At 76.4% G+C, this 23,935-nt stretch carries 18 protein-coding genes; 10 read left to right on the top strand and 8 right to left on the bottom strand.

Annotated elements, in window-relative coordinates:
• The first annotated feature begins 47 nt into the window (after nt 1-47).
• Complete coding sequence (locus B8281_RS17020; RefSeq protein WP_085388347.1) at nt 48-845, top strand: maleylpyruvate isomerase N-terminal domain-containing protein; 798 nt, start codon at nt 48-50, stop codon at nt 843-845.
• A gap of 10 nt (nt 846-855) precedes the next feature.
• Here B8281_RS17020 and B8281_RS17015 read toward each other — a convergent pair whose 3' ends face one another.
• Both B8281_RS17015 and B8281_RS17010 read right to left on the bottom strand, forming a co-directional pair.
• Complete coding sequence (locus tag B8281_RS17015; protein WP_085388831.1) at nt 856-1,365, bottom strand: DUF1003 domain-containing protein; 510 nt, start codon at nt 1,363-1,365, stop codon at nt 856-858.
• The gene (locus B8281_RS17010; RefSeq protein WP_085388346.1) at nt 1,358-2,698 is read right to left on the bottom strand and encodes a magnesium transporter MgtE N-terminal domain-containing protein; all 1,341 of its coding nucleotides are present in this window, start codon (nt 2,696-2,698) and stop codon (nt 1,358-1,360) included. The genes B8281_RS17015 and B8281_RS17010 overlap by 8 nt, the downstream gene beginning before the upstream one ends.
• Nucleotides 2,699-2,853: 155 nt before the next feature.
• Between B8281_RS17010 and B8281_RS17005 the strand changes: the two genes are divergently transcribed.
• Nucleotides 2,854-3,636, top strand: coding sequence for a general stress protein (locus B8281_RS17005; RefSeq protein WP_085388345.1), 783 nt, complete (start codon nt 2,854-2,856; stop codon nt 3,634-3,636).
• Nucleotides 3,637-3,904: 268 nt separating this feature from the next.
• Here the strand turns inward: B8281_RS17005 and B8281_RS17000 are convergent, their stop codons facing one another.
• Complete coding sequence (locus B8281_RS17000) at nt 3,905-5,542, bottom strand: aminopeptidase P family protein (protein WP_085388344.1); 1,638 nt, start codon at nt 5,540-5,542, stop codon at nt 3,905-3,907.
• The gene (locus tag B8281_RS16995; protein ID WP_085388343.1) at nt 5,539-6,435 is read right to left on the bottom strand and encodes an alpha/beta fold hydrolase; all 897 of its coding nucleotides are present in this window, start codon (nt 6,433-6,435) and stop codon (nt 5,539-5,541) included. Before B8281_RS16995 ends, B8281_RS17000 begins: the two co-directional genes overlap by 4 nt.
• Before the next feature lie 117 nt (nt 6,436-6,552).
• On the opposite strand from B8281_RS16995, the gene B8281_RS16990 reads away from it, so the two are divergent.
• Nucleotides 6,553-7,392 (top strand): PHP domain-containing protein, encoded by an 840-nt coding sequence (locus B8281_RS16990; RefSeq protein ID WP_085388342.1) that lies wholly within the window; start codon nt 6,553-6,555, stop codon nt 7,390-7,392.
• Between the two features lie 7 nt (nt 7,393-7,399).
• On the top strand, nt 7,400-8,032 hold the full coding sequence (locus B8281_RS16985) for a MarC family protein (RefSeq protein WP_021482981.1): 633 nt from the start codon (nt 7,400-7,402) through the stop codon (nt 8,030-8,032).
• Nucleotides 8,033-8,113: 81 nt separating this feature from the next.
• Here the strand turns inward: B8281_RS16985 and B8281_RS16980 are convergent, their stop codons facing one another.
• On the bottom strand, nt 8,114-9,943 hold the full coding sequence (locus B8281_RS16980) for a chitinase (protein ID WP_085388341.1): 1,830 nt from the start codon (nt 9,941-9,943) through the stop codon (nt 8,114-8,116).
• Nucleotides 9,944-10,081: 138 nt separating this feature from the next.
• Between B8281_RS16980 and B8281_RS16975 the strand changes: the two genes are divergently transcribed.
• Together B8281_RS16975 and B8281_RS16970 are read left to right on the top strand one after the other, a co-directional pair.
• The gene (locus tag B8281_RS16975; protein WP_085388340.1) at nt 10,082-10,807 is read left to right on the top strand and encodes a FadR/GntR family transcriptional regulator; all 726 of its coding nucleotides are present in this window, start codon (nt 10,082-10,084) and stop codon (nt 10,805-10,807) included.
• Nucleotides 10,804-11,994, top strand: coding sequence for an MFS transporter (locus B8281_RS16970; RefSeq protein WP_085388339.1), 1,191 nt, complete (start codon nt 10,804-10,806; stop codon nt 11,992-11,994). The genes B8281_RS16975 and B8281_RS16970 overlap by 4 nt, the downstream gene beginning before the upstream one ends.
• A 97-nt stretch (nt 11,995-12,091) precedes the next feature.
• On the opposite strand, the gene B8281_RS16965 is transcribed toward B8281_RS16970, so the two are convergent.
• Complete coding sequence (locus tag B8281_RS16965; protein WP_085388338.1) at nt 12,092-13,759, bottom strand: DEAD/DEAH box helicase; 1,668 nt, start codon at nt 13,757-13,759, stop codon at nt 12,092-12,094.
• Nucleotides 13,760-14,001: 242 nt separating this feature from the next.
• Between B8281_RS16965 and B8281_RS16960 the strand changes: the two genes are divergently transcribed.
• A complete protein-coding gene (locus tag B8281_RS16960; protein ID WP_051028611.1) occupies nt 14,002-14,715 on the top strand; it encodes a ferritin-like fold-containing protein in 714 nt (237 codons plus the stop codon).
• A gap of 87 nt (nt 14,716-14,802) precedes the next feature.
• On the opposite strand, the gene B8281_RS16955 is transcribed toward B8281_RS16960, so the two are convergent.
• Both B8281_RS16955 and B8281_RS16950 read right to left on the bottom strand, forming a co-directional pair.
• Entirely contained in the window at nt 14,803-15,027 is a 225-nt protein-coding gene (locus B8281_RS16955; protein ID WP_034654117.1) for a DUF3107 domain-containing protein, read from the bottom strand.
• 94 nt (nt 15,028-15,121) lie between these two features.
• Nucleotides 15,122-15,859, bottom strand: a complete 738-nt coding sequence (locus B8281_RS16950; protein WP_085388337.1) for a TetR/AcrR family transcriptional regulator — start codon at nt 15,857-15,859, stop codon at nt 15,122-15,124.
• A gap of 66 nt (nt 15,860-15,925) precedes the next feature.
• Here B8281_RS16950 and B8281_RS16945 point away from each other — a divergent pair, with 66 nt between their 5' ends.
• The 3 genes from B8281_RS16945 to B8281_RS16935 all read left to right on the top strand — a co-directional run bounded on the left by B8281_RS16945 (nt 15,926) and on the right by B8281_RS16935 (nt 23,930).
• Nucleotides 15,926-16,900, top strand: a complete 975-nt coding sequence (locus B8281_RS16945; protein WP_085388336.1) for a DUF3152 domain-containing protein — start codon at nt 15,926-15,928, stop codon at nt 16,898-16,900.
• 62 nt (nt 16,901-16,962) lie between these two features.
• Nucleotides 16,963-20,331, top strand: coding sequence for a UrvD/REP family ATP-dependent DNA helicase (locus B8281_RS16940; RefSeq protein WP_085388335.1), 3,369 nt, complete (start codon nt 16,963-16,965; stop codon nt 20,329-20,331).
• Nucleotides 20,328-23,930 carry a UvrD-helicase domain-containing protein gene (locus B8281_RS16935; RefSeq protein ID WP_369824907.1) on the top strand — a complete coding sequence of 1,201 codons (3,603 nt, stop codon included), beginning with the start codon at nt 20,328-20,330 and terminating at the stop codon, nt 23,928-23,930. Before B8281_RS16940 ends, B8281_RS16935 begins: the two co-directional genes overlap by 4 nt.
• Nucleotides 23,931-23,935 lie beyond the last annotated feature (5 nt).

Raw genomic sequence — 23,935 nt, 5'->3', positions numbered from 1 at the left:
AGCCCCGTCGCACGACGAGCGCCGCGGAACGGCGCTACCGTGCACGGATGGACGCCCTGGCCTCCCTCGCGCGGGACAGCGAGCTGTTCGGCGACGCCGTGCGCAGCGCCCCGCCCGACGCGCGCGTGCCCGCGTGCCCCGAGTGGACGGGCGCCGACCTGCTCTACCACCTCGCCGAGGTGCAGGACTTCTGGGCGCGCGTCGTCGGCCCGGCTCCCGGGGAGGGGATGGACGGCGACGAGGTCGAGCCGCTCGCGCGGCCGGCGTCCGACGCCGAGCTGCCCGCGCTGCTCCAGCGCTCGACGAGCCGGCTCGTCGCGGCGCTCACCGGTCGCGACCCCGACGAGCCGTGCTGGTCGTGGCACGACGACGGCCGGCACGTCGGCTGGGTGCTGCGACGCCAGGCGCACGAGGCGCTCGTCCACCGCGCCGACGCGGAGCTCACGGCCGGGCGTCAGGTCACGCCCGCCGACCCGGGCGTCGCGGCGGACGGCGTCGACGAGGTGCTGTCCGTCATGGTGGACGGGGTGCCCGGGTGGGGCGTCTTCACGCCCGACGGCGCGACGGTCTCCGTCGTCGTCGACGGGCCGGGGGAGCGGCCGCGGAGCTGGGAGCTCGCGTTCGGCCGCTTCACGGGGACCGGTCCGGAGTCGGGGACGGCGTACGACCTCGACGTCGCCCAGCTCGTCGACCTGCCCGGCTCGACGACCACGCAGGTGTCCGGCCCGGCCTGGGCGCTCGACCTGTGGCTCTGGGGCCGCGGCCCGGCGGACGGGCTCGTCGTCACGGGCGACCCCGCCCTCGCCGCGCGCCTGCGCCGGGTCGCGGCGGAGGGCACGCAGTAGGGCCCCAGGGTCAGCGGTCGGCGACCTCGTCGTCGGGCTGACGGGCCGTCTTCTCCTCCAGCTCCTCGAGCAGGTTGCGGATCTCGGACCGCACGAAGTCGCGCGTGGCGACCTCGCTCAGCGCGATGCGCAGCGCGGCCATCTCGCGCGCGAGGTACTCGGTGTCCGCGAGGTTGCGCTCCGCGCGCTGACGGTCCTGCTCCGCGGTGACGCGGTCGCGGTCGTCCTGACGGTTCTGGGCGAGCAGGATGAGCGGCGCGGCGTACGACGCCTGGAGCGAGAGCATGAGCGTGAGCGCGGTGAACCCGAACTCGGCGGAGTCGAACCGCAACCCCTCCGGGCCCCACGAGTTCCACGCGATCCACAGCGCGCAGAACACGGTGAGGTAGACGAGGAACCGCGGCGTGCCGAGGAAGCGTGCGATGCCCTCCGTCGAGCGGCCGACGGCGTCCTGGTCGACCTTGACGCGCGGGAAGAAGCTGCGGCGCGCGGTCTTCGGCGTGTCGAGGCGGTCAGCCACGGGCCACCCCCGCGGTGCCCGGCCGTCCGGGCGCGGCGGTGCGCGCGCGCCCGCTCGCGACGGCACGGCGCGCGGCCTCGGTGTCCTCGTCGTCGGTCTCGCGCCAGTCGTCGGGCAGCATGTGGTCGAGCACGTCGTCCACGCTGATCGCGCCGAGCAGGCGTTTCTCCGCGTCGAGCACGGGCACGCACAGCAGGTCGTAGGTCGCGAGGATGCGGGTCACGCGCCCGAGCGGCGCGTCGGGCGTCACGCCCTCGACGTCGGAGTCGAGCACCGAGCCGACGGCCGCGTGCGGGGGCTCGCGCAGCAGGCGCTGGAAGTGCGCGACGCCGAGGAACCGGCCCGTGGGCGTCTCGAGCGGCGGGCGCGCGACGAACACCATCGACGCGAGCGCGGGCGCGAGGTCCTTGCGGCGGATCTGCGCGAGCGCGGTCGCGATGGTGGTCTCCGGGCCGAGCACGACCGGGTCGGACGTCATGAGGCCGCCCGCGGTGTCCTCCGCGTAGGAGAGGAGGCGGCGCACGTCGCGCGCCTCGTCGGGCTCCATGAGCTCGAGGAGCTGGGCGGCCTGGGCCTCGGGGAGCTCGTGCAGGAGGTCGGCCGCGTCGTCGGGCTGCATCGCCTCCAGGACGTCGGCGGCGCGGTCGGTGTCGAGCCCGGAGAGGATCGCGACCTGGTCGTCCTCGGGCAGCTCCTCCAGGACGTCGGCGAGCCGCTCGTTGTCGAGCGCGCCCGCGACCTCGAGCCGGCGCGTGTCGCCGAGGTCGTGGATGACGTCGGCGAGGTCGGCGGGCTTGAGGTCGTCGTACGCGGCGAGGAGCATCGCGGCGCCCTGCGCCTCCGTGCTCCCGGCGAGCCCGGTCACGGCGTCGACGTCGACGACGAGCGCGTCGCCCCGCCGGCGCAGCCCGAGCGTGCCCTTGTGCTGCGCCTGCCGGCGCACGTACAGCTTGGTGACGAGCCAGTCGCCGGTGCGCTGGCGCTCGATCGCGAGGTCCTCGACGGTCGCCGAGCCCGACCCGTCGACGAACTGCACCGTGCGCTCCAGGAGCTCGCTCACGGCGAGCGTCTCCATCGCGCGCTGCTCGAACCGGCGCATGTTGACCAGCCCGGTGGAGATGACCTGCCCCGCGTCGATGCTCGTCACGCGGGTCAGAGGCAGGAAGACCCGACGCCGGCCGGGCACCTCGACGACCAGGCCCACCGCGCGCGGGGCTCCCTTGGGCCGGATGAGCACGACGACGTCCCGCACCCGCCCGACCTGGTCGCCGATGGGGTCGAACACGCTGGTCCCGGCCAGGCGCGCGACGAAGACGGTGGTGGCTGCACTCACGCCGCCAGCCTACGCACGCGCCCCCGTCGCCGCGCTCCGTCCCGGCAGGTGGTGGGCGTCCCGAGCCGTCTCCCGGCCGCCTCCCCGCCGTCGTCGGCCGGTCGGGGCGGGGAGCGGCCCTCGCGCGCTCCGCCCGGGTAGGACAGACTGGGCGAATGAGCATGTCACGCCCGGGTGCCGTCCCCCGTGTCCCCACCCCGCCGCGCGGCGAGGAGGTGGCGTCGTACGCGACCTACCTCGAGGCGCAGAAGGCGGTCGACTTCCTCTCGGACAACAAGTTCGCGGTCGAGCTCGTGACGATCGTCGGCACCGACCTCAAGATGGTCGAGCGCGTGACGGGCCGCCTCACCTACGGTCGCGTCGCGATCGCGGGCGCCGCGTCCGGCGCGTGGTTCGGCCTCTTCGTCGGCCTGCTGCTCTTCATGTTCTCCGGCCAGGGCGGGTTCGTGCTCACCGCCGTCGGGATCGGCGCCGGGTTCGGCCTGCTCTTCTCGGTGCTGTCGTACGCGCTGACGCAGGGCAAGCGCGACTTCACGTCGCAGAGCCAGATCGTCGCCTCGTCCTACGGCATCCTCTGCGCGCCCGAGCGCGCGGGCGAGGCACGCCAGCTCCTGGGCCGCATGCCCGAGGGCGCGGGCGGCGTCCGCGCGCCCGCCGCGCCGGCCAACCCCGGCTGGGGCACCCCCGGCACCACGCCCCCCGCCGCGCCGCCCGCCCCGGCCCCGGAGCCCTCGGCGGGCGTCCCCGCCGCGGCCCCTCCGGCCGCGCCCCCGGCCCGCACGCCCGACCCGCGCTGGACGACGCCGACCGGCGAGCCGCGCTACGGCGCCATGCGCCCGACGTCGGACCAGCCGACCGACGCGCCGGCACCCGACGCGGGCCCCGGGTCGGCGCCCGCCCCCGGCACGCACCCGGACCAGCCCGAGCGCCCTGCCTGACCGAGCAGGCGTCCCCGGACCGGTGGGACGACGAAGGCCGACCGTCGGACGTCGTCGTCCGTCGGCCGGCCCTCGGCGGAAGCGCCGCTAGCGCTTCCGCGACTTCACCGCGGTCTCGGCAGCCCTCTCGCGCTTCTGGGCGCGCTTCTCCTTGATGGACATCGACGCTTCCTTCTTGATGCTCTTCGCCACGTGAGTTCACCTCCCCTCACCGGTGGATGAACGGGCCACCATAGCCCAGTTCCTCCGCCGGTGAGCCGGGCGCGACTCAGCCGCGCAGCCGCGCCATCCAGGCCTCGACGTCCTCGGGCCGACGGGGCAGCGCGGCCGACAGGTTCTCGTTGCCGTCGGCCGTGACGAGGACGTCGTCCTCGATGCGGACGCCGATGCCGCGGTACTCCGCCGGGACGGCCAGGTCGTCCGCCTTGAAGTACAGACCCGGCTCGATCGTGAAGACCATGCCCGGCTCGAGCACCCCGTCGAGGTAGAGCTCGCGCCGCGCCTGCGCGCAGTCGTGCACGTCGAGGCCGAGGTGGTGGCTCGTGCCGTGCACCATCCAGCGGCGGTGCTGCTGCCCCTCGGGCGAGAGCGACTCGGCGGCGCTCACCGGGAGCAGACCCCACTCCTCGAGGCGCGCGGCGATGACCTCCATCGCGGCGGCGTGCACGTCGCGGAAGCGCGCGCCCGGCACCGCGACGGCGAACGCGGCGTCCGCGGCGTCGAGCACGGCCTGGTACACGCGGCGCTGGACGTCGGTGAACTCGCCGTCGACGGGCAGCGTGCGCGTCACGTCGGCCGTGTAGAGCGAGTCGACCTCGACGCCCGCGTCGAGCAGCACGAGCTCGCCGGTCCGCACGACGCCGTCGTTGCGGATCCAGTGCAGCGTCGTCGCGTGCTCGCCGGCTGCGGCGATCGTCTCGTAGCCGACCGTGTTGCCCTCGAGGCGCGCGTGGGCGTCGAACGTCGTCTCGATGACGCGCTCGCCGCGACGGTGCCCGAGGGCGCGCGGCAGGCTCCGCACGACCTCCTCGAAGCCCGCGATCGTCGCCGCGACGGCCTCGCGCATCTGCTCGACCTCGTGCGCGTCCTTGACCAGGCGCAGCTCGGAGACCGCCTCGACGAGCGCGGCGTCCGTGCGGCGGTACGCGGCCTCGGCGCGCGCGAGCCACTCGGCCTCGCTGAGCTGCTGGTCCTCGGCGGCCTCGTCGACGCCCGCCTCCGCGCGGATCGCCTCGACGAGCGCCTCGACGGCCTCGTCCGCGCCCGCGACGACGAGGAGCGTCACCCCGCCGGCGCCGACGTCCTTCGCGAGCGCGTCACGCAGCTCGTCGACGTGCCGCGCCTCCACGCCGGTCGCGGTCGTGACGTCGTCGAGCGACGGACGCGCGCCGACCCAGAACTCGCCGTACCGCGCGTCCGCGTAGAACTCCTCGGTGTCGCGCGCCGCGAGCGGGCGGACGTAGAGCACGGCGTGGTGGTCGGACCCGGCGTCCCCGGTCCCCGGCTCCACGGGGTGCAGCACGAGCACCGCGTCGGGCTCCTGGTCCGTGCCGTAGCCCGTGAGGTGCGCGAACGCCGAGTGCGGGCGGAAGCGGTAGTCCGTGTCGTTCGACCGCGTCTTGAGCGGGCCGGCGGGCACGACGAGGCGCGCGCCCGGGAACCGGGCCGACAGCGCGGCGCGGCGCGCGACGGTGAACGGGGCGGCCGGCAGCGGCTCGACGTCGAGCGCGGCGCGCGGCGCCCAGCCGCTCGTGATGAAGGCCTTGAACGCGTCGGAGTCCGGGCGCTGGGAGCGGTTGCTCCCGCGCGCGGCCAGGTCCTGGGTCTCGCCGGGACCGGCGTGCTCGGTGGCCTGGTCGGGCGTCTCGGACGGGGGCGCGGGCGTGACGGGGGTGGCGTCGGTCATGCCCCCAGTCTCGCACCGCGCACGCGGCCGAAGTCCGCGAGCGCGCGCCCGAGCACGCGGTTGAAGGCCTCGGGAGCCTCGCTGTTGACGTCGTGGCCGGCGCGCGGCACGACGACGAGCGCTGCGTCCGCGGCCGCCGCGAGGTAGCGCTGCTCGTCGAGGCGCATGTGGTCGCGCGCGCCGTTGACGAGCCACACCGGGACGTCGACGTCGCGCACGTGGGCGAGCCACGAGCGGCCCGCGAGCTGGGTGAGCGCGTCGGTGACGACGTGCCAGCCGGGCGCGACCGGCGTCGGGGGCCCGGCGTCGGCCGGCCCGGCCAGCGCGTACGACGACGCGGCACCGCCTGGCAGGCCGCGGCCGCCGCGGGCGATCGTGCCCCACGCGGTCGCGGTCGTGCGCGCGGCCCAGCGCGCGCCGCGTCCGACGGCGCCGCCCCCGGCGACGACGAGGCGCGCGACGTCGCGGTACAGCGCGACGGGCTTGCCCTTGGGGTCGGACGTGCAGGCCGCGGCCACCACGCCCGCGAGGTTCGCGGGACGTCGGGCCGCCCAGGCGATCGACGTGTAGCCGCCGAGCGAGAGGCCGACGAGCGCGACCCGGCGGTCGGGGCCGAACGACGCGGCCGCCTCGTCGAGCACCTCGAAGGAGCGGTCGAGCGTGAAGCGCTCGTGCGCGCGGGCGCCGTGCGCGGGCAGGTCGACCGCGACGGCGTCGTGGCCGAGGGCGCGCACGTGCTCGACCTGGTGGTCCCAGATCGCGCCCGAGGTGCGCATGCCGTGGACGAAGACCACCGCGGGCGGGGCCTGCGTGGGGTCGGGGGACGCCGGCGTCGAGGGGGTCGAGGGGGAGGTCGTCGCGAGGGCTGCCGTGGGGGGCGTCGTGAGGGTCATCGCTCCCGACTCTGGCACCCCAGCCTGGGACGACCGTGGGGAGGGGCCGCGCCCCGTGTGGACATCGTGTGGGGGTCCCGTGCCGCCGCCTCGGTGCGTCGTCACTATCCTGGTCCCGTGCGCATCGACCTCCACACCCACTCGACCGCGTCCGACGGCACGGACGCCCCGGGGGAGGTCGTCGAGGCGGCCGCCGCGGCCGGGCTCGACGTCGTCGCGCTGACCGACCATGACACGACGGCGGGCTGGGCGCAGGCGACGGACGCGGCGCTCGCGCACGGGGTCGCGCTCGTGCGCGGCGCGGAGATCTCGGCCCGCTCCGGCGGCATCAGCGTGCACGTGCTGTCCTACCTGCACGACCCGGCGCACGCCGCCCTCCTCGCCGAGCTGGACCGCACGCGCGACGCGCGCACGAGCCGGGCCCGGCGGATGGTCGACCTCATCGCCGAGGACTACCCGATCACGTGGGAGGATGTGCTCGCCCAGACCGTCGCGGGGACGACGATCGGGCGACCGCACATCGCCGACGCGCTCGTCGCGGCCGGGCTCGCGCCCGACCGCTCCGCCGCGTTCGCGACCATCCTCGCCACGGACACCCCGTACTACGTGCCCCACTACGCGCCCGACGCCGTCGTGGCCGTGCGCGGGATCCGCGCCGCGGGCGGCGTGCCCGTCTTCGCCCACCCGGGCGCGGACGGTCGCGGCCGCGTCGTGGCCGACGCCGTGATCGAGGAGATGGCCGAGGCGGGGCTCGCCGGGCTCGAGGTGTTCCACCGCGACCACGACGAGCGTCAGCGTGCACGGCTCGAGGACCTGGCCCGGACCCTGGGCCTGTTCGTCACCGGGTCGAGCGACTACCACGGGGCCGGCAAACCGAACCGGCTCGGGGAGAACACGACAGCACCGACCGTGCTGGAGCAGATCGAGGAGCTGGGACAGTTGGACGTGATCCGATGATCGGACGATGAGCGAGTTCTTCGACGTCCGGCTCTTCACGGAGGTCTTCGTCACCCTGTTCGTCATCATGGACCCGCCCGGCACGGTGCCGGTGTTCCTGGGCCTGACGAGCGCGATGGGCGCCAAGCAGCGCAACCAGGCGGCGCGCACCGCGATCCTCGTGGCGTTCGGCGTGATCGTCGCGTTCGCGGTGTTCGGCCAGCAGATCCTCAGCTACATGCACATCTCGCTGCCCGCGCTCCAGACGGCGGGCGGCCTGCTGCTGCTCCTCGTGGCGATGGAGCTGCTCACCGGGAAGATGGAGGAGCCGCAGCCGTCGGGCAACAAGGGCGTCAACGTCGCGCTCGTGCCGCTCGGGACGCCGCTGCTCGCCGGCCCGGGCGCGATCGTCGCGACGATGGTCTTCGTGCAGCGCGCGGGGGAGCGCGGCGGGGGCGTCGCCGAGTGGGTCGCCATCGCGGCGGGCGTCGTCGCGGTGCACGTGTGCCTGTGGCTCTCGATGCGCTTCGCGAACGTCATCAACCGCGTCCTCGGCGACTCGGGCACGATCCTCGTGACCCGGATCGCCGGTCTGCTGCTCGCGGCCATCGCCGTGCAGCTCGTCGCCGACGCCGTGATCGAGTTCGTCCAGACCGCCTGACCGCGTCCCGCCGTCGGAGGCGACCGGCGTCCGGGAGCGGGTTCCCGGACGCCGGTCGCGTGCGCGACCGTGACCCGCTCGTCAGGGCCAGTACGCGTCGAAGCTCCGGGAGAACTCCCCGCCGTTGAAGCGGTCCCAGTTGATCGACCACGTCATGAGGCCGCGCAGCCCCGGCCAGCGCCCGTGGGTCCGGTACGACCCGCAGCCCGTGCCCTTCGTGAGGCAGTCCAGGGCCTGGGCGACCTGCGCGGGCGGGGTGTGGCCGTTGCCCGCCTGCGTGCTGGCCGGGAGGCCGATCGCGACCTGCTCGGGGCGCAGCGGGGGGAACATCCGCGTCGTGTCGCGCGCGACCGGGAAGCCGGTGAGCAGCATGTCCGTCAGCGCGACGTGGAAGTCCGCGCCGCCCATCGAGTGGTACTGGTCGTCGAGCCCCATGATCGGCCCCGAGTTGTAGTGCTGGACGTGGAGCAGCGTCAGGTCGTCGCGCAGGGCGTGGATCACCGGCAGGTAGGCGCCGCAGCGCGGGTCCTGGCCGCCCCACGGGCCGGAGCCGTAGAACTGGTAGCCGTTCTGGACGAAGAAGGTCTCCGGCGCCATCGTCAGCACGAAGTCGTCGCCGTACCGCGCCGTGAGCGTCTTGAGCGCGGAGATGAGGTTGACGATCACGGGGGTGGTCGGGGAGCGGAAGTCCGTGTCTCCCGGGTTCAGGTACAGCGAGTGCCCCTCGAAGTCGATGTCGACCCCGTCCAGCCCGTAGGTGTCGATGATCGAGCTCACGGAGGCGACGAACGCGTCCCGCGCGGCGGTCGTCGTGAGCTGGACCTGACCGTTCTGCCCGCCGATCGACAGGAGCACCTTCTTCCCGGCCGCGCGCTTGGCGGCGACGGCGGCCTTGAACTCCGCGACCGACTCCACGTTCGGGCACTCTGCCCGCGGGCAGAGGCTGAACCGGATGTCGCCGGACGTGACGCTCGTCGGCTCGCCGAACGCGAGGTTGATGACGTCCCACGAGTCCGGGACGTCCGCCATCCGGACGTAGCCCGAGCCGTTGGCGAACGACGTGTGCAGGTAGCCGACGAGCGCGTGCGCCGGCAGCCCGGCGCCGGGTCCGCCCCCGGTGCCGCCGGTCGCCGTGGTGACGGCGACGGCGGCGGAGCGGGGCGACTCGCCCGCGCCGTTGGTCGCGGTGACCTGGAAGGAGTAGGCGGTGGCGGCGGTGAGCCCGGAGACGGTGGTGGACGGGGCCGTGGTCGTGGCGACGCGGGTGCCGTCGCGGTAGACGGCGTAGCCGGTGGCGCCGGCGACGGCGCCCCAGGTGAGGGGCACGCTGGTGGCGGTGGGCGTCCCGGCGGTGAGGCCGGTGGGGGTCGCGGGCGGCTGCGCCGTGCCGCCGCCCGGGCCCACGAGACTGACGTCGTCGACGACGTAGGCCGGCTGGCCGTACCAGCCGTGCACGAAGACGGTCGCGGACGTCGCCGTCGCGGTCGTCGTGAAGGTCACGCTGAGCCGCTGCCAGGTCGCGGCCGAGGGCGTCCAGGTGGTGACGTCCTGCGCCGTCGCGCCGCTCGCCCCGAGGTACGCGTAGGAGCCCTGGACCCACGCGCTGAGCGTGTAGGTCGACGAGGGTCGAACGGCGACGGTCTGCGAGCAGCGCGCGGTGTCGGTCCCGGCGGGCGTGCCCCGGAGCGCCCCGCTGCCGGTGCGGACCGGGCTCGTGACCTGCTGCCCCGTGGAGCCGGAGCACGTCCACCCGGACAGTCCGGACTCGAACCCGCCGTTGACGGCGAGCTCGGTGTCCGCGGCCGCGGCGGTCGTCGTGCCGGTGAGGAGTGTCCCGACGAGCGTGGCGGAGGCGACCAGGGCGAGGAGGCTGCGCAGTCGTCGTCGGCGTCGTGACGGGGTGGGGTCCATGGTGGTCTCGCTTTCGTCGTCGAAGGAGCGGTCCTGTCGCAAGGTCCTCGCGGTTGCGCGCGCTGGTCAACCCCCGTACGCGGGACCCCGTACGCCCGTCTCACCACCGAGCCAAACAGGGGATGTTAGGTTCTTTCGGTGAACCAGCCGATCAGTCCTCCCCGCAAGGTGTCGGAGCTCGTCGTCGAACGGCTCATGCAGCGCGTCGAGCGCGGGGAGTGGCCCGTCGGCACCCGCATCCCGCCCGAGCCCGAGCTCGTCGCCGAGCTCGGCGTCGGGCGCAACACGGTGCGCGAGGCCGTGCGCGCGCTCGAGCACGCCGGGATCCTCGAGCCGCGCCGCGGCGACGGCACCTACGTGCGCGCGGCCGACGGGCTCGACGCCGCACTGACCCGGCGGGCCCGGACCACGGACGCGCTCCACGTGCTCGAGGTGCGCGAGATCCTCGAGCGCGGTGCGGCGCGCGCCGCTGCCGGGCGGGCCGACGCCGTCGCCCTCCGCCGCCTCGACGCGGCCCTCGCCGCCCAGGTCGCGGCACGCGACGGGGACGAGCAGGCCTTCCAGGCCGCCGACGTCGCCTTCCACGGCGAGGTCGTGCGCGCCGGGGGCAACCCCCTGCTCGCCGACCTCTACGGAGGCCTCGACCACGCGCTCGTCCGTACGCTCCCGTCCGGCGGGCAGCGTCGGCACCACCGCGACGTCCCCGGTCACGAGGAGGTCGTCGCGGCGATCCGGGCGGCCGACGCCGACGCGGCCGAGGCCGCCGTCGTCGCGACGATCGACGCCGTGCGGGCGCAGCTCGTCGAGGCCGCCGCGGACCGTCCTGGTCGCGCCGACGCCGACGCCGACGAGGTCGAGGCGTGAGCGGGCTGCGCCGTCCGCTGGGGCTGGCCGCCGTCGTCGCGATCGTCCTCGCGGCGCTCAACCTCCGGCCGGCCGTCGTCGCGATCTCGCCCGTGCTCGGCGAGATCCGCACGGACCTGGGCCTCAGCGCGACGGCGGCGGGCGTGCTCACGACGCTTCCTGTCCTCTGCTTCGGGCTCTTCGCGCCGCTCGCGCCCGTGCTCGCGCGGCGCTGGGGGCTCGAGCGCGCGCTCTTCGTGAGCCTCGTCCTGCTGTGCGTCGGCTTCGCGCTGCGCCTCGTGCCCTCGACCGCCGGGCTGTTCGCCGGGACGGTCGTCGCCGGGTGCGCGATCGGGCTCGGGAACGTGCTGCTGCCCGCGCTCATCAAGCGCGACTTCGCCGACCGCATCGGTCTCATGACCGGCCTGTACTCCATGGCGCTCTCCGGCGGGGCGGCGCTCGCGGCGGGCCTGACCCTGCCGGTCGCGTCGGCGGCCGGTCTCGACTGGCGCGGCGCGCTCGCGACCTGGGGCGTCCTCGCCGTGCTCGGGGCGCTCGTGTGGGTGCCGCGCGCGCTGCGGCCCGACCCCGCCGGCACGGTGGCGTTCGGACCCGGCGCGGGGCCGGCCGCCGCGCGGTCGGCGGTGTGGCGCAGCCCGCTCGCCTGGGCTGTCACCGTCGTCATGGGCATGCAGTCGCTGTCGTTCTACGCGGTCAACGCCTGGCTGCCCGAGATCATGGTCGCGCTCGGCCGGACGCCGGAGGTGGGCGGCTGGCTCCTGGCGCTGTGCAACCTCGCGGGGATCGTCGGCTCGTTCGTCACCCCGGTCCTCGCCGGGCGCATGCCGCGCCAGCGCGGCATCGGCCTCGTGCTCGTGGTGCTCGTCGGCTCGGGGCTGCTCGGGCTCGCCGCCGCCCCCGGCGGCGCGGCGCTCTGGGTCGTGCTCGTCGGCCTCGGGCAGGGCGGCGGGATCAGCCTCGCGCTCACCCTCATGGCGCTGCGGGCGCGCGACGCCGCGCACACGTCCGAGCTCTCCGGCATGGCGCAGAGCGCCGGCTACCTGCTCGCCGCGACCGGCCCGCTCGGCCTCGGGCTCGCGCACGACGTCACGGGCACATGGACGGTCCCGCTCCTGCTCCTCGTCGCCGCGGCGGCCGTCCAGGGCGTCGCGGTGTGGTTCGCCGGGCGCGACGCGCACGTGCACTGACCCGGACGCGACGAACCCCGGGCCGCGTCCCCGCGGCCTGGTGACCGTGGGACGCGACCCGGGGTTCGTCGTCGGGCTCGGGAACCGCCGGGAGCGGCTACTCCGCGGGCTGGGCGGTCGCCTCGGCGGCACCGCCCTGCTGCTCGACGGGGCGGCCGCCGCGCGTGCGGCGGCGGCTGCGGGACCGACGGCGGCGCTCGCCGCCCTCGGTCGCCGGGGCGCCCTCGGTCGCCTCGGTGCGCTCACCCTCGGCACGCGCGCCCGTGCGCTCGGTCTCGCCGCGACGCCCGCCGGAGCGGCCCTGGCCGCCGGACCGGCCCCGGTCGCCCTCGGGACGGCCGCGGCCGCCGTCGGACCGGCCGCCCTGGCGCCCGCGCGACCCGCCCGCGGGCGTGTGCCGCTTGCCGGTCTCGCCGAGGTCCTCGATCTCCTCCGCCTCGAGCCCGGCGAGCGTGCGCCGCTCCTTGGGGAGGCGGCCCTTCGTGCCCTCGGGGATGTGCAGGTCGGTGTACAGGTGCGGCGAGCTCGAGTACGTCTCGACCGGCTCGGGGATGCCGAGGTCGAGGGCCTTGTCGATGAGCGACCAGCGGGGGATGTCGTCCCAGTCGACGAACGTCACGGCGGTGCCCTTGTTGCCCGCGCGGCCAGTGCGGCCGGTGCGGTGCAGATACGTCTTCTCGTCCTCGGGGCACTGGTAGTTCACGACGTGCGTGACGTCCTCGACGTCGATGCCGCGTGCCGCGACGTCGGTCGCGACGAGCACGTCGATCTTGCCGTTGCGGAACGCGCGCAGCGCCTGCTCGCGCGCGCCCTGCCCGAGGTCGCCGTGGATCGAGCCGGCGGCGAACCCGCGGTCGACGAGCTCGTCCGCAACCTTCGCGGCGGTCCGCTTGGTCCGGGCGAACACGATGGTGCGCCCGCGGCCCTCGGCCTGGAGGATGCGTGCCAGCATCTCGACCTTGTCCAGCGCGTGCGCGCGGTAGACGACCTGCTCGATGTTCTTGACCGTCTGGCCGCCGTCGTCGGGGTCGTTCGCGCGGATGTGCGTCGGCTGCTTCATGTAGCGGCGCGCCATCGAGACGACGGCGCCCGGCATGGTCGCCGAGAAGAGCATCGTGTGGCGCTGCGCGGGCGTGCGAGCCAAGATCTTCTCGACGTCCGGGAGGAACCCGAGGTCGAGCATCTCGTCCGCCTCGTCGAGGACCACGGTCGCGGCGCGCGTGAGGTTGAGGTGGCCCTGGTTCATCAGGTCGATCATGCGGCCGGGCGTGCCGACGACGACCTCGACGCCGCGCGTCAGCGCCTCGACCTGCGGCTCGTAGGCGCGACCGCCGTAGAGCTGGACGATGCGCACCGAGCGGCGCTTCGAGGCCGTGGTGAGGTCGTTCGCGACCTGGACGGCGAGCTCGCGCGTCGGGACGACGACGAGCGCCTGCGGCTTGCCGGGGGAGGGCAGCTCGTCGAAGCCGGGCTCGCCCGGGGCGACGACGCGGTGCAGCAGCGGCACGCCGAAGCCGAGGGTCTTGCCGGTACCGGTCTTGGCCTGGCCGATGATGTCGTGGCCGGACATGGCGACCGGGAGCGTCATCGCCTGGATGGGGAAGGGCTGGACGATGCCCGCGTCGGAGAGCGCGTCGACGATCTCCTGGCGGACGCCGAAGTCCGCGAAGGTCGTGTTGTCCGCGTGCACGCTGGCGGCGACGGACGTCGCGTCCGCGCTCACGTCCGGCGTCGCGTCGGTGGTGGTGGCGTCTGTGGTGGTCACTGGTGCCTCTGTCTCGTTCGGGCACGCGCGACCGTCGGCGGGCCCGTCGGGGCCCGGAGCCGGGGAGGTTCCCGGTCGCGGTCGTGCGCACCTCGTGGCCGGCAGCCGATCGTGGGATGTCGTGGCCAGGCCCGCGCTGCGGACCGTGCCGTGCCGTCGTCGTACGCGTGACGAGCGTGAGGTCTGGACGACCGGGCAACCGATGTACGTCGGCCATGATATCGGAGAACTATCCTGGCCCGATGAGCGACGCCGAGCACGCGAGCCCCACGACCCTGCCCCCGGCGGACCACACCGACGCGGTGGAGCTGCTCGGCCTCGTCGCGTACACCGAGCTCGCGAGCTTCGGGCGCCTCGCGGGCGACGCCGCGCACGCCCCCACGCTGCGCCAGCGCCAGGCCCTGTCCCGTCTCGCGGCCGCGATGCTCGACCGGCAGGAGCGCGTGCTCGTGCGCGTCGAGGAGCTGGGCGGTGACCCGGCGGACTGCATGACCCCGTTCGACGGCCTGTTCGACGACTTCGACGCGCGCACCAAGCCCAGCACGTGGTGGGAGGGCATCCTCAAGGGCTACGTGGGCCAGGGCGTCGCGGACGACTTCTGCCTCCTCGCTGCCCAGGGTCTCGACGAGCGCTCGCGCGACGTCGTCGTGGAGGCGCTCACGCACGACACCCCCTCGCAGCGCTACGCCCCGGTCATCGCCGAGGTCGCCGCCGAGGACCCGGTGCTCGCGTCGCGCCTCGCGCTGTGGGGGCGGCGTCTCGTCGGCGAGGCGCTCGGCGTCGTCGGCGACGTGCTGTCGCGGCGTCCAGCGCTCGCCCGGCTCGTGGCGGCGGGGGCCGAGCCGGTCGCCGCGGGCGGCGGCAGCGGGCCCGCGCCCGCGACGCAGTCCTGGGTGTTCGCGCGCCTCACGGCGGAGCACTCCCGACGGATGGACCGCCTGGGTCTCGCGGCATGACGAAGCCGCCGCCGCGCCCGGGGGCGCGACGGCGGCACGCGACGCTTGGGTCCCGACGCTCGGGGCCCGACGTTCAGACCTTCAGGCTCAGAGGGAGCCGAAACCGACCCGGCGCTGCTCCTCGGTGCCGATCTCGACGTAGCCGAGCGACGCCGTCGGGACGATCACGCGGCGACCGCGCGAGTCGGTGAGCTCGAGGGCGGGGGCGCCGCCGAGCGCGTCGGCGACCGCGGTGGCCACGGCCTCGGCGGTCAGGTCCGTGTCGACGACGATCTCACGGGCCAGGTTCTGCACACCGATCGTGACTTCCACTCAGCTCTCCTCACAGCGGCTGCGCCAGGCGCAGCGACGACGGGCCTCGGGCCGCCGGTGGGCGTCCCACCGGCGACAACGCGATCGATAGTAGTCAGATTCCCGTCGCCGACCCGTCGGGCGCGCTGAGGGAGCCCGACGGCGGCCGCCGCAGCATGCCGCGCACCCCGCGCCACACGAGGCGCGGCACGAGGCGGGTGACGTCGTCGGCCGTCGCGCCGCCGTCGGGGCGCACGACCTCCGTCGCGGCGGCCCGCCCGACGGCGGTGCACGTCCGCGCGACGACGAGCGCCTCGTCGGCGTCGAGGTCCGTGATGCGCACGAGCACGTCGGCGAACGCGCCGGCGATCGTCGTGTCCGGCGCGAGCACGCGCGCCCGGACGACCGGGTCCCGCATGACGTCGGACTCGAAGAGCAGCGCGGCCGAGCGGCCCGCCGCGCGCGCGTACGCGACGTAGGCCCGCACGATGCCCTCGATCACGGCGAGGCCGTCGACCGCGAGGGCGTCGAGGTCGCCCGCGGGGTTCCCCGGCGCGGGCTCGCGGAACGGGTCCAGCGTCGCGTGCACGGCTCCCACGAGGCGTTCGCCCTGGTCGTCGACGATCGCGAGGTAGAGGTCGAGCTTCGACGGGAAGTGCCGGTACAGCACGGGCTTGCCGACCCCGGCGCGGTCGGCGATGTCGTCCATCGAGATGTGGTGGTAGCCGTGAGAGGCGAAGAGCTCCTCGGCGATCGTGAGGAGCTGCGCGCGGCGCTCGTCGCGCGGCATCCGGGTGCGCAGGCCCGGGGGAGCGGCGGCCGCGCCGCGCGTGCGTCCCTCGGTGGCTCCCATGGGGGGAGGATACGGAAACCGCGGTTCGTGTCGACCTCGCGTCGCGAGGAGTGGGACGATGGGCGGGTGCCCGACAGACATACCCCCCCGAACCGCCTCTCGACCGCCCGTGCCGGGGGTCGCACGACGGGTCTGCGGCACGGCGCCGCGGTCGCCGCGTGCCTCGTCGTCGGCCTCGGCGGCGGTGCGGCGACGGCGGAGGTCTGGGACCTGGGCCGGGCGGCGGGCACCGCGGCTGTTCCCGCCACAGACGTCCGCGCGGAGCCGCCGGCCCCGGAGCGCGACGAGTCGGCGGCCGTGAGCCGGTCGTCCGTCGAGCGCGCGGGCGCCGTCGAGCAGGGCCCGGGCCTCCTCGGCCCGATCGCGCCGCGCCCGGACGCGATCACCGCGCCCGAGCCCACCCCCGCCCCCACGACGACGACGCCCGAGCCCCTCGCGGAGCCGGCACCCGTCGAGACGCCCGAGGCCCCGGTCGCGGAGCCCGGCTCCGGTCTGGTCGGGACGGTCGTCGTCGCGCCGGACCTCGGCGGTTCGCTCGTCGTCGTGCCGGGGGAGAGCCCCGCGCCCGGGACGGGCACCGTCCGCTCCGTCCGGGTCGAGGTCGAGGCCGGGCTGCCCGTCGACGGCGAGGTGTTCGCCGCCGCGGTGCTCGCGACGCTCAACGACCCGCGCGGCTGGTCGGTCCCCGACGGCGTGACGTTCTCGCGGACGGCGGCCGACGACGCGTCCATCCGGGTCGTGCTCGCGAGCCCCGCCACGACCGACCGCCTGTGCGCCCCGCTGGCGACCGAGAGCCGCTACTCGTGCGGCAACTCGGTGACGGGCGCCGCCGTGCTGAACTTCGAGCGGTGGGTGCTCGGGGCGCCCGACTTCGGCGACGACCTCGCCACGTACCGGCAGTACCTCGTCAACCACGAGGTCGGGCACGTGCTCGGCCACGGCCACGAGGACTGCCCCGCGCCGGGCGCCGTCGCCCCGGTCATGGTCCAGCAGTCCATCTCGGCCCAGGGCTGCCTGACCAACGGCTGGCCCGTCCCGTAACCCCCGGCCCCACGGCGCGCGCCCGCGCGGCGGTGTGGGTGGCGCGTGATGGGATCAGGTCCGTGCCCCGGACGACGACCGCCCCCCGCCTCGTCGCGCGGCCTCGCGAGCTCGAGGCCGACGCGGTGCTCGACGACTCCCAGCGCGCGGCGCTCGCCGCCGCGGCCGGCCCCGGGGCCACCCTCGTGGTGGGCGCACCCGGGACGGGCAAGACCCTCGTCGCGCAGGAGGTCGTGCTCGCGGCCCTGCGCGACGGCGTCGCGCCCGAGCGCGTGCTCCTCCTCGCCGCGTCGCGCCGCGCCGCCGCCGCGCTCCGTGACCGCCTGTCGGCCCGTGCGCGCCGCACGGTCGGCGCGCCCCTGGTGCGCACCGCCGCGTCCGCGGCCTTCGCCGTCCTGCGGGAGCGCGCGGCCGCGCTGGGCGAGCCCGTCCCCACGCTGATCTCCGGCCCGGAGCAGGACCTCGTGCTCGCCGAGCTCCTGGAGGGCCACCTCGACGGCGGCCTCGCGCACCTCGGTACCCCGCTCGCCCTGCCCGCGGGCCTGCCCGAGGAGGCGCTCGGCCTCCGGGGGCTGCGCCAGGAGCTCCGCGACCTCCTCATGCGCGCGGCGGAGCGCGGCCTGACCCCGGCCGACCTCGCCGCCCTCGGCGAGCGCTACGACCGCCCGGAGTGGTCGCTCGGCGCCCAGCTCTTCGCGGAGTACCTCGACGTCACCGCCCTGCGCACGGGCACGCCCGACGCCGGGTCGCGGTTCGACCCGGCGATCGTCGTCGACGAGGCCGCGGAGGCCCTGCTCGCCTGGGACGACGAGGTGCCCGACGCCGCCCGGCCGCGCTGGGACCTCGTGGTCGTCGACGACTACCAGGAGGCGACGGTCGCGACCGCGCGCCTCCTGCACGTGCTGCACGACGACGGCGCGCGCCTCGTGCTGCTCGGCGACCCCGACGCCGCGGTGCAGACGTTCCGCGGCGCGAGCCCGGGGCTCGTGGGCCGGGCGTCCGCCCCGGCCCGGCGGGACGGCGCGCGCCGGGGCGAGCTGGGCGCGCGCGTCGCGGTGCTGGGCACCGCCTGGCGCCAGAGCGCGCCGCTGCGCGAGGTGACGCGCCGCGTGACCGCGCAGGTCGGCACCGTCGCCGGGGCGGTGCACCGTGGCGCCGCGCCGCGGGACGCCGACGGGCGCCCGGGCGAGGCTGCCGACGTCGGCCCCGGCGCCCCGCCCGTGCAGGTCGCGGTGCTCTCGGCCGTCGCGCAGGAGGCCGCGTTCGTCGCCCGGGAGCTGCGCGCGGAGCACCTGCTGCACGGCACCCCCTGGCACCGGATGGCCGTCGTCGCGCGCACGGGGACGCGGCTCGCGGCGCTGCGCCGCGAGCTCGTCGCCGCCTCGGTCCCCGTGACGCTGCTCGGCTCCGACGTCCCGCTGCGCGACGAGCCGGCGGTCGCGCCGCTCCTCGCGGCCGTGCGCGTGTGCGTCGCCGACGCGGAGGACCCCGAGGCCCTCGACCCGTTCACCGCGGCGGCGCTGCTCACGTCGCCCGTGGGCGCGCTCGACGTCGTCGCGCTGCGCCGTCTGCGCCGCGCGCTGCGGGCCGAGGAGCTCGAGGGCGGGGGCGGGCGCTCGTCCGACGCGCTGCTCGTCGAGCTGCTCCTCGACCAGGCGCGCGCCGCGACGCTCCCGCCCACGGTGCGTCGCGGGCCGGTCGCGGTCGCCCGGGCGCTCGCGGCGGGGCGGGCTGCGGCGGCGGAGCCCGGCGCGACGGCGCAGACGGTCCTGTGGGCGGTGTGGGCCGCGACCGGTCTCGCGGAGCGCTGGCGCTCGGCGGCGCTCGACGGCGGTCCCGCCGGGGCGCGCGCGGACCGTGACCTCGACGCGGTGCTCGCGCTGTTCCGCGCCGCGGAGACGTTCGTCGACCGCATGCCGGGCGCCCCCGCCGGAGCGTTCGTCGAGTACCTCGCCTCGCAGGACCTGCCCGCCGACTCGCTCGCGGCGAGCGCGAGCGGGGCCGACGCCGTGGCGGCGCTCACCCCCGCCGGTGCTGCCGGGCGCGAGTGGGACGTCGTCGTGGTGGCGGGCGTCCAGGACGGCGTGTGGCCCGACCTCCGGCTGCGCGACTCGCTGCTCGGCTCGCAGGCGCTCGTCGAGCTCCTCGCCGGCCGCGCGCAGGACGCGCACGGGGTCGGCTCGCAGGCGCGCGCCCAGGTGCTCGCGGACGAGCTGCGGGCGTTCGTCGTCGCGACGTCGCGCGCGACGCGTCGCCTCGTCGTGACGGCCGTGCAGGACGCGGAGGAGGCGCCGTCGGTGTTCTGCGACCTCGTCGTGCCGCCGTCGGCACCCGAGGGTCCCGGGGGCACTGACGGCCCGGGAGGCCCGGACGGCGCCGACGGTCCCGGCGGGCGTGGTGGTCCGCAGGACGGGCCGGTCGAGCCCGCCGAGCGGAGGCACGTGCGCGTCGGGGCGCCGCTCGACCTGCGCGGGTTGGTCGCCGCGGCCCGCGGCATCCTCGTCGAGGCGGCGGCGCGCGAGGCCGACGGCGCCGGAGCGTCCGGGCCGGACGAGCGCGCCGTCGCGGCGGCGACGCTCCTGGCGGACCTCGGGGCGCTCGGCGTCGCGGAGGCCCGCCCGGAGACGTGGTACGGCGTGGCGGGCGTGTCGAGCACGGCGCCGCTGCGCGGTGCGGAGGAGACCGTCACGGTGTCGCCCTCGAAGGTCGAGACGGTCTCGACGTGCCCGCTGCGGTGGTCGCTCGAGGCGGCCGGCGGGACGGCGCCCGACGCGACGCACCAGAGCCTCGGCACGCTCGTCCACTCGATCGCCGAGACCCACCCGTCCGGGTCGCTCGCCGAGCTGCGCGCGGAGCTCGACCGCCGGTGGGCGGAGCTCGCGCTGCCCGACGGCTGGCCTGCGCGCCAGCTCCGGCGCCGGGCCGAGCGCATGGTCGAGAAGCTCGCGGCCTACGTCGCGCAGGCGGGCGAGCCGCTCCTCGTCGAGCCGTCGTTCGACGTCACCGTCGGCCGCGCCCGGCTGCGCGGCACGATCGACCGGGTCGAGGCAGCGGGGGAGGGCAAGGTCCGCGTCGTCGACCTCAAGACCGGTCGGCGCACCGCCACGAAGGCGGAGGGCGCGGAGCACCCCCAGCTCGGTGCCTACCAGCTCGCGGTCGAGGCGGGCGCGCTCGACGTGCCGGAGGGCACGCGCAGCGCGGGTGCGCAGCTCGTCTACGTCGGGAGCACCCACGTGGGCCCTGCCGTCGTGGCCCAGCCCGCGCTGGAGCCGGAGCCCGACGGGTCGAGCTGGGCGCGCGACCTCGTGGAGGAGGCCGCCGGCACCATGTCGGCGGCGACGTTCACGGCCCGCCAGAACGGGCTGTGCGAGATGTGCCCCGTGCGCCGGGCGTGCCCGGTGCAGCCCGAGGGCAGGAGGGTGGTGGCGTGAGCAGCGAGCTGTTCGAGCTCCCGGAGGCGGGCGCGAGCGGGCCGACGGTGCGTCTCGTCGCGGCCGACGGCCTCCCGGTCGAGAGCGCCGACGCCCCGGGCGACGGGCACCGGGCGGCGGAGGCGCCGCAGCCGACGCTCTCCGCGACGCGGATCGCCGACCTCCTCGGACGTCCTCGCCCGACCCCGGAGCAGGTCGAGGTGATCGAGGCGCCGCTCGAGCCGACGCTCGTCGTCGCCGGGGCCGGCTCGGGCAAGACGGAGACGATGGCGGCGCGCGTCGTCTGGCTCATCGCGAACGAGCTCGTCCCGCCGGACGCGGTGCTGGGCCTCACGTTCACGCGCAAGGCGGCGGGGGAGCTCGCGGAGCGCGTCCAGGTGCGGCTCGCCCAGCTCGCGCGCGCCCGGGGCGGGGCGGCGTCGGCGCTCTCGCTGCTCGACCGGCCGACCGTCGCGACGTACAACGCGTACGCCGCGTCGCTCGTCGGCGACCACGGGCTGCGCGTCGGCGTCGAGCCGGGGGCCCGCCTCCTCGGCGAGGCGCAGCAGTGGCAGCTCGCGTCCGAGGTCGTGGAGTCGTGGGACGACGACCTGGGCACCGACCGCGCGCTGAGCACGGTCGTCGCGGCGGTACTCGGCCTCTCCGGCGCGCTCGGCGAGCACCTCCTCGACCCCGCCGAGGCGCGGGACCGCCTGGCCGAGATCGTCGAGCAGCTCGACGCGCTCCCGCTCGGGCCGCGGCAGAAGGCCCGGACCAAGGAGGTCGAGAAGCTCGTCGGCGACGTCGCGGAACGGGTCCGCCTGCTCGACGTCGTCGCGGAGTACCGCCGCCGCAAGCGCGCGACCGACTCCCTCGACTTCGGCGACCAGGTCGCGCTCGCGGCGCGGCTCGCGCGCGAGGTGCCCGTGGTGGGGGAGACCGAGCGCGCCCGCTTCCGCGTCGTCCTCCTGGACGAGTACCAGGACACGTCGCACGCGCAGGTCGAGCTCCTCGCGGGGCTGTTCGGCGGCGGGCACCCCGTGACGGCCGTGGGCGACCCGCACCAGTCGATCTACGGGTGGCGCGGCGCGAGCGCGGGCGGCCTCGCGCGGTTCCCCGACCGCTTCCCGCGCGCGGGCGGCGACCGCTCGGCCGTGCGCTTCCTCTCGACGTCGTGGCGCAACGACGCCGCCGTCCTCGCGGCGGCGAACGTCACGGCCGGTCCGCTGCGCGGTGCCGTCGCCGGTGGCCGGGGCGACCGGGTCGAGGTGCCGCCGCTCGCGCTGCGCCCCGGCGCGGGTCCGGGCGCGGTGGCCGCGCACGTGGCGGCGACCGCCGAGGAGGAGGCCGCGGCCGTGGCCGAGCGCGTCGCCGCGCGCTGGCGCCCGGCGAGCGCGCCCGGGGGGCGCGTCACCGCGGCCGTGCTGTGCCGCAAGCGCAGCCAGTTCGCGGCGGTCGAGGTCGCGCTGCGGCGGCGCGGGCTCCCCGTGGAGGTCGTCGGCCTCGGCGGGCTGCTCACGACGCCCGAGGTCGTCGACGTCGTCGCGCTGCTCGAGGCCGTGCACGACCCCTCGCGCGGCGACGCGCTCGTGCGTCTCCTCACCGGGCCCCGGCTCAACCTCGGCGCCGCCGACCTGCACGCGCTCGGGAGCCGCGCGGCGGACCTCGCGCGGCTCGAGGGCGCGCTCGGCTCGCGCCGTCGTGCGCCCGCCGCGGAGGACGCCGAGTCGGGGCTCGTGGTCGTCGAGGGCGACGTGGCTGACCACCGCTCGATCGTCGACGCGCTCGACGACCTCCCGGACCCGGGCGAGCCGGCGGCGGACGGGCGCACGCTCTCCGCGGAGGGCCACGCGCGGCTCTCGGCGCTCTCCCGGACCCTGCGCGCGCTGCGCGGCCTCACCTACCTGTCGCTCCCGGAGCTCGTCGTCGAGGCGGAGCGCGCCCTGGGCCTCGACGTCGAGGCCGTGACGAACGAGGCGCTGCTCGCGTCGCGGCGGCTCGTCGACCCGGAGGCGGTGAGCGACCGGGCCCGCGAGCACCTCGACGCGTTCCGCGACGTCGCCGCGACGTTCACGCAGACGGCGGACGTCGTGACGCTCGGGGCGTTCCTCGCCTGGCTCGGGGTCGCCTCGACCCGGGAGAACGGGCTCGACCTGCCCGTGCGCGAGCCCGACCCGGACGCGGTGCAGGTCATCACCGCGCACGCCGCGAAGGGCCTCGAGTGGGACGTCGTCGTCGTGCCTGGGCTCGTGGACGGCGTGTTCCCGACCACTGCGCAGTCGTCGTCGGGGGTGCGCGCGGACAGCGGCTGGCTCACCGACGTGAGCCAGCTCCCGTACCCGCTGCGCGGCGACGCCGCCGACCTACCGGAGTTCCGCTTCGACCTCGCCGCGGACACGAAGGAGCTCGTGGCGCGGCGCGACGAGTTCCGCGCGGCGAGCGGGGAGCACCAGCTCGCCGAGGAGCGACGGCTCGCCTACGTGGCCTTCACGCGCGCGCGGCGCGAGCTGTACCTCACGGCGTCCTGGTGGCAGACGGGGTCGCGCCCGCGCGCGCTGTCGCCGTTCCTCGTCGAGCTCGTCGAGGCGGGGGTCGTGACGGCCGACGGGTGGTCGGCACCTCCCGGCCCCGACGACTCCAACCCGCTCGAGGACGTCGAGGTGACCGGGACGTGGCCCGTGCCCGACGACGCTCCCGGCGGGTCTGCGCGGTCCGTCCTGCGGGACACCGCGGCGGCCGTCGAGCGTGCGGCGGCCGAGCGTGCGGCAGCCGAGCGTGACGCGGCGGGACGTGACGCGGCGGGACGCGGCGCGGCGGACCGTGTCGCGCCCGCCGGGGCCGGGACGGTCGACGCCCTGCCCGGGCAGGGGGGCGTGGACGGCACGGGCGGCCCCGCCGGGCTCACGGCGCCCTCCGGGGTCCTCGTCGACGCCGAGGGGCGTGACCTCGTCGCGCTCGCGCGCGTCCTGCTCGCGGAGCGCGCCGAGCGTTCGGGCCGGGAGGTCGAGCTGCCGGCGCACGTCTCGGCGTCGAGCCTCGTGCGGCTCGCGGCGGACCGCGACGAGTACGCGCTCCACCTGCGCCGCCCGGTCCCGGTCGAGCCCACGGTCCACGCGCGCCGGGGCACCCGGTTCCACCTGTGGGCCGAGCGGTACTTCACGACGTCGTCCTTGCTCGACGTCGAGGACCTCCCCGGGGCGGACGACGACGACCTCGACCCCGACGCCGACCTCGAGACGCTCCAGCGGACGTTCCTGGCCTCGGAGTGGGCTACGCGCACGCCGGTCGCGGTCGAGGTCGACGTCGAGACGCCCGTCGGGTCGACGGTCCTGCGGTCGCGCATCGACGCGGTGTTCCCCGAGCTCCCGGAGCACGCGGGCGGCGCCCACGACGCCGTCGTGGTCGTCGACTGGAAGACGGGGCGTGCGCCGTCCGACCCGGAGGCGCGCAGCGTGCGCGAGGTGCAGCTCGCGGTCTACCGGCTCGCGTGGTCGCGCTGGACGGGGGTGCCGCTGGAGCAGGTGAACGCCGCGTTCTACTACGTCGCGTCCGACGAGACCGTGCGTCCGCGCCGCCTGCTGAGCGAGGCCGAGATCGAGGCGCTGCTGGTCGCCGACTGAGCCGG

The organism is Cellulosimicrobium sp. TH-20, assembly GCF_002105775.1.
GTDB lineage: Bacteria > Actinomycetota > Actinomycetes > Actinomycetales > Cellulomonadaceae > Cellulosimicrobium > Cellulosimicrobium funkei.
Note: the sequence above shows the minus strand (reverse complement) of the source record. Positions and strands in the feature narration are given on the sequence as shown.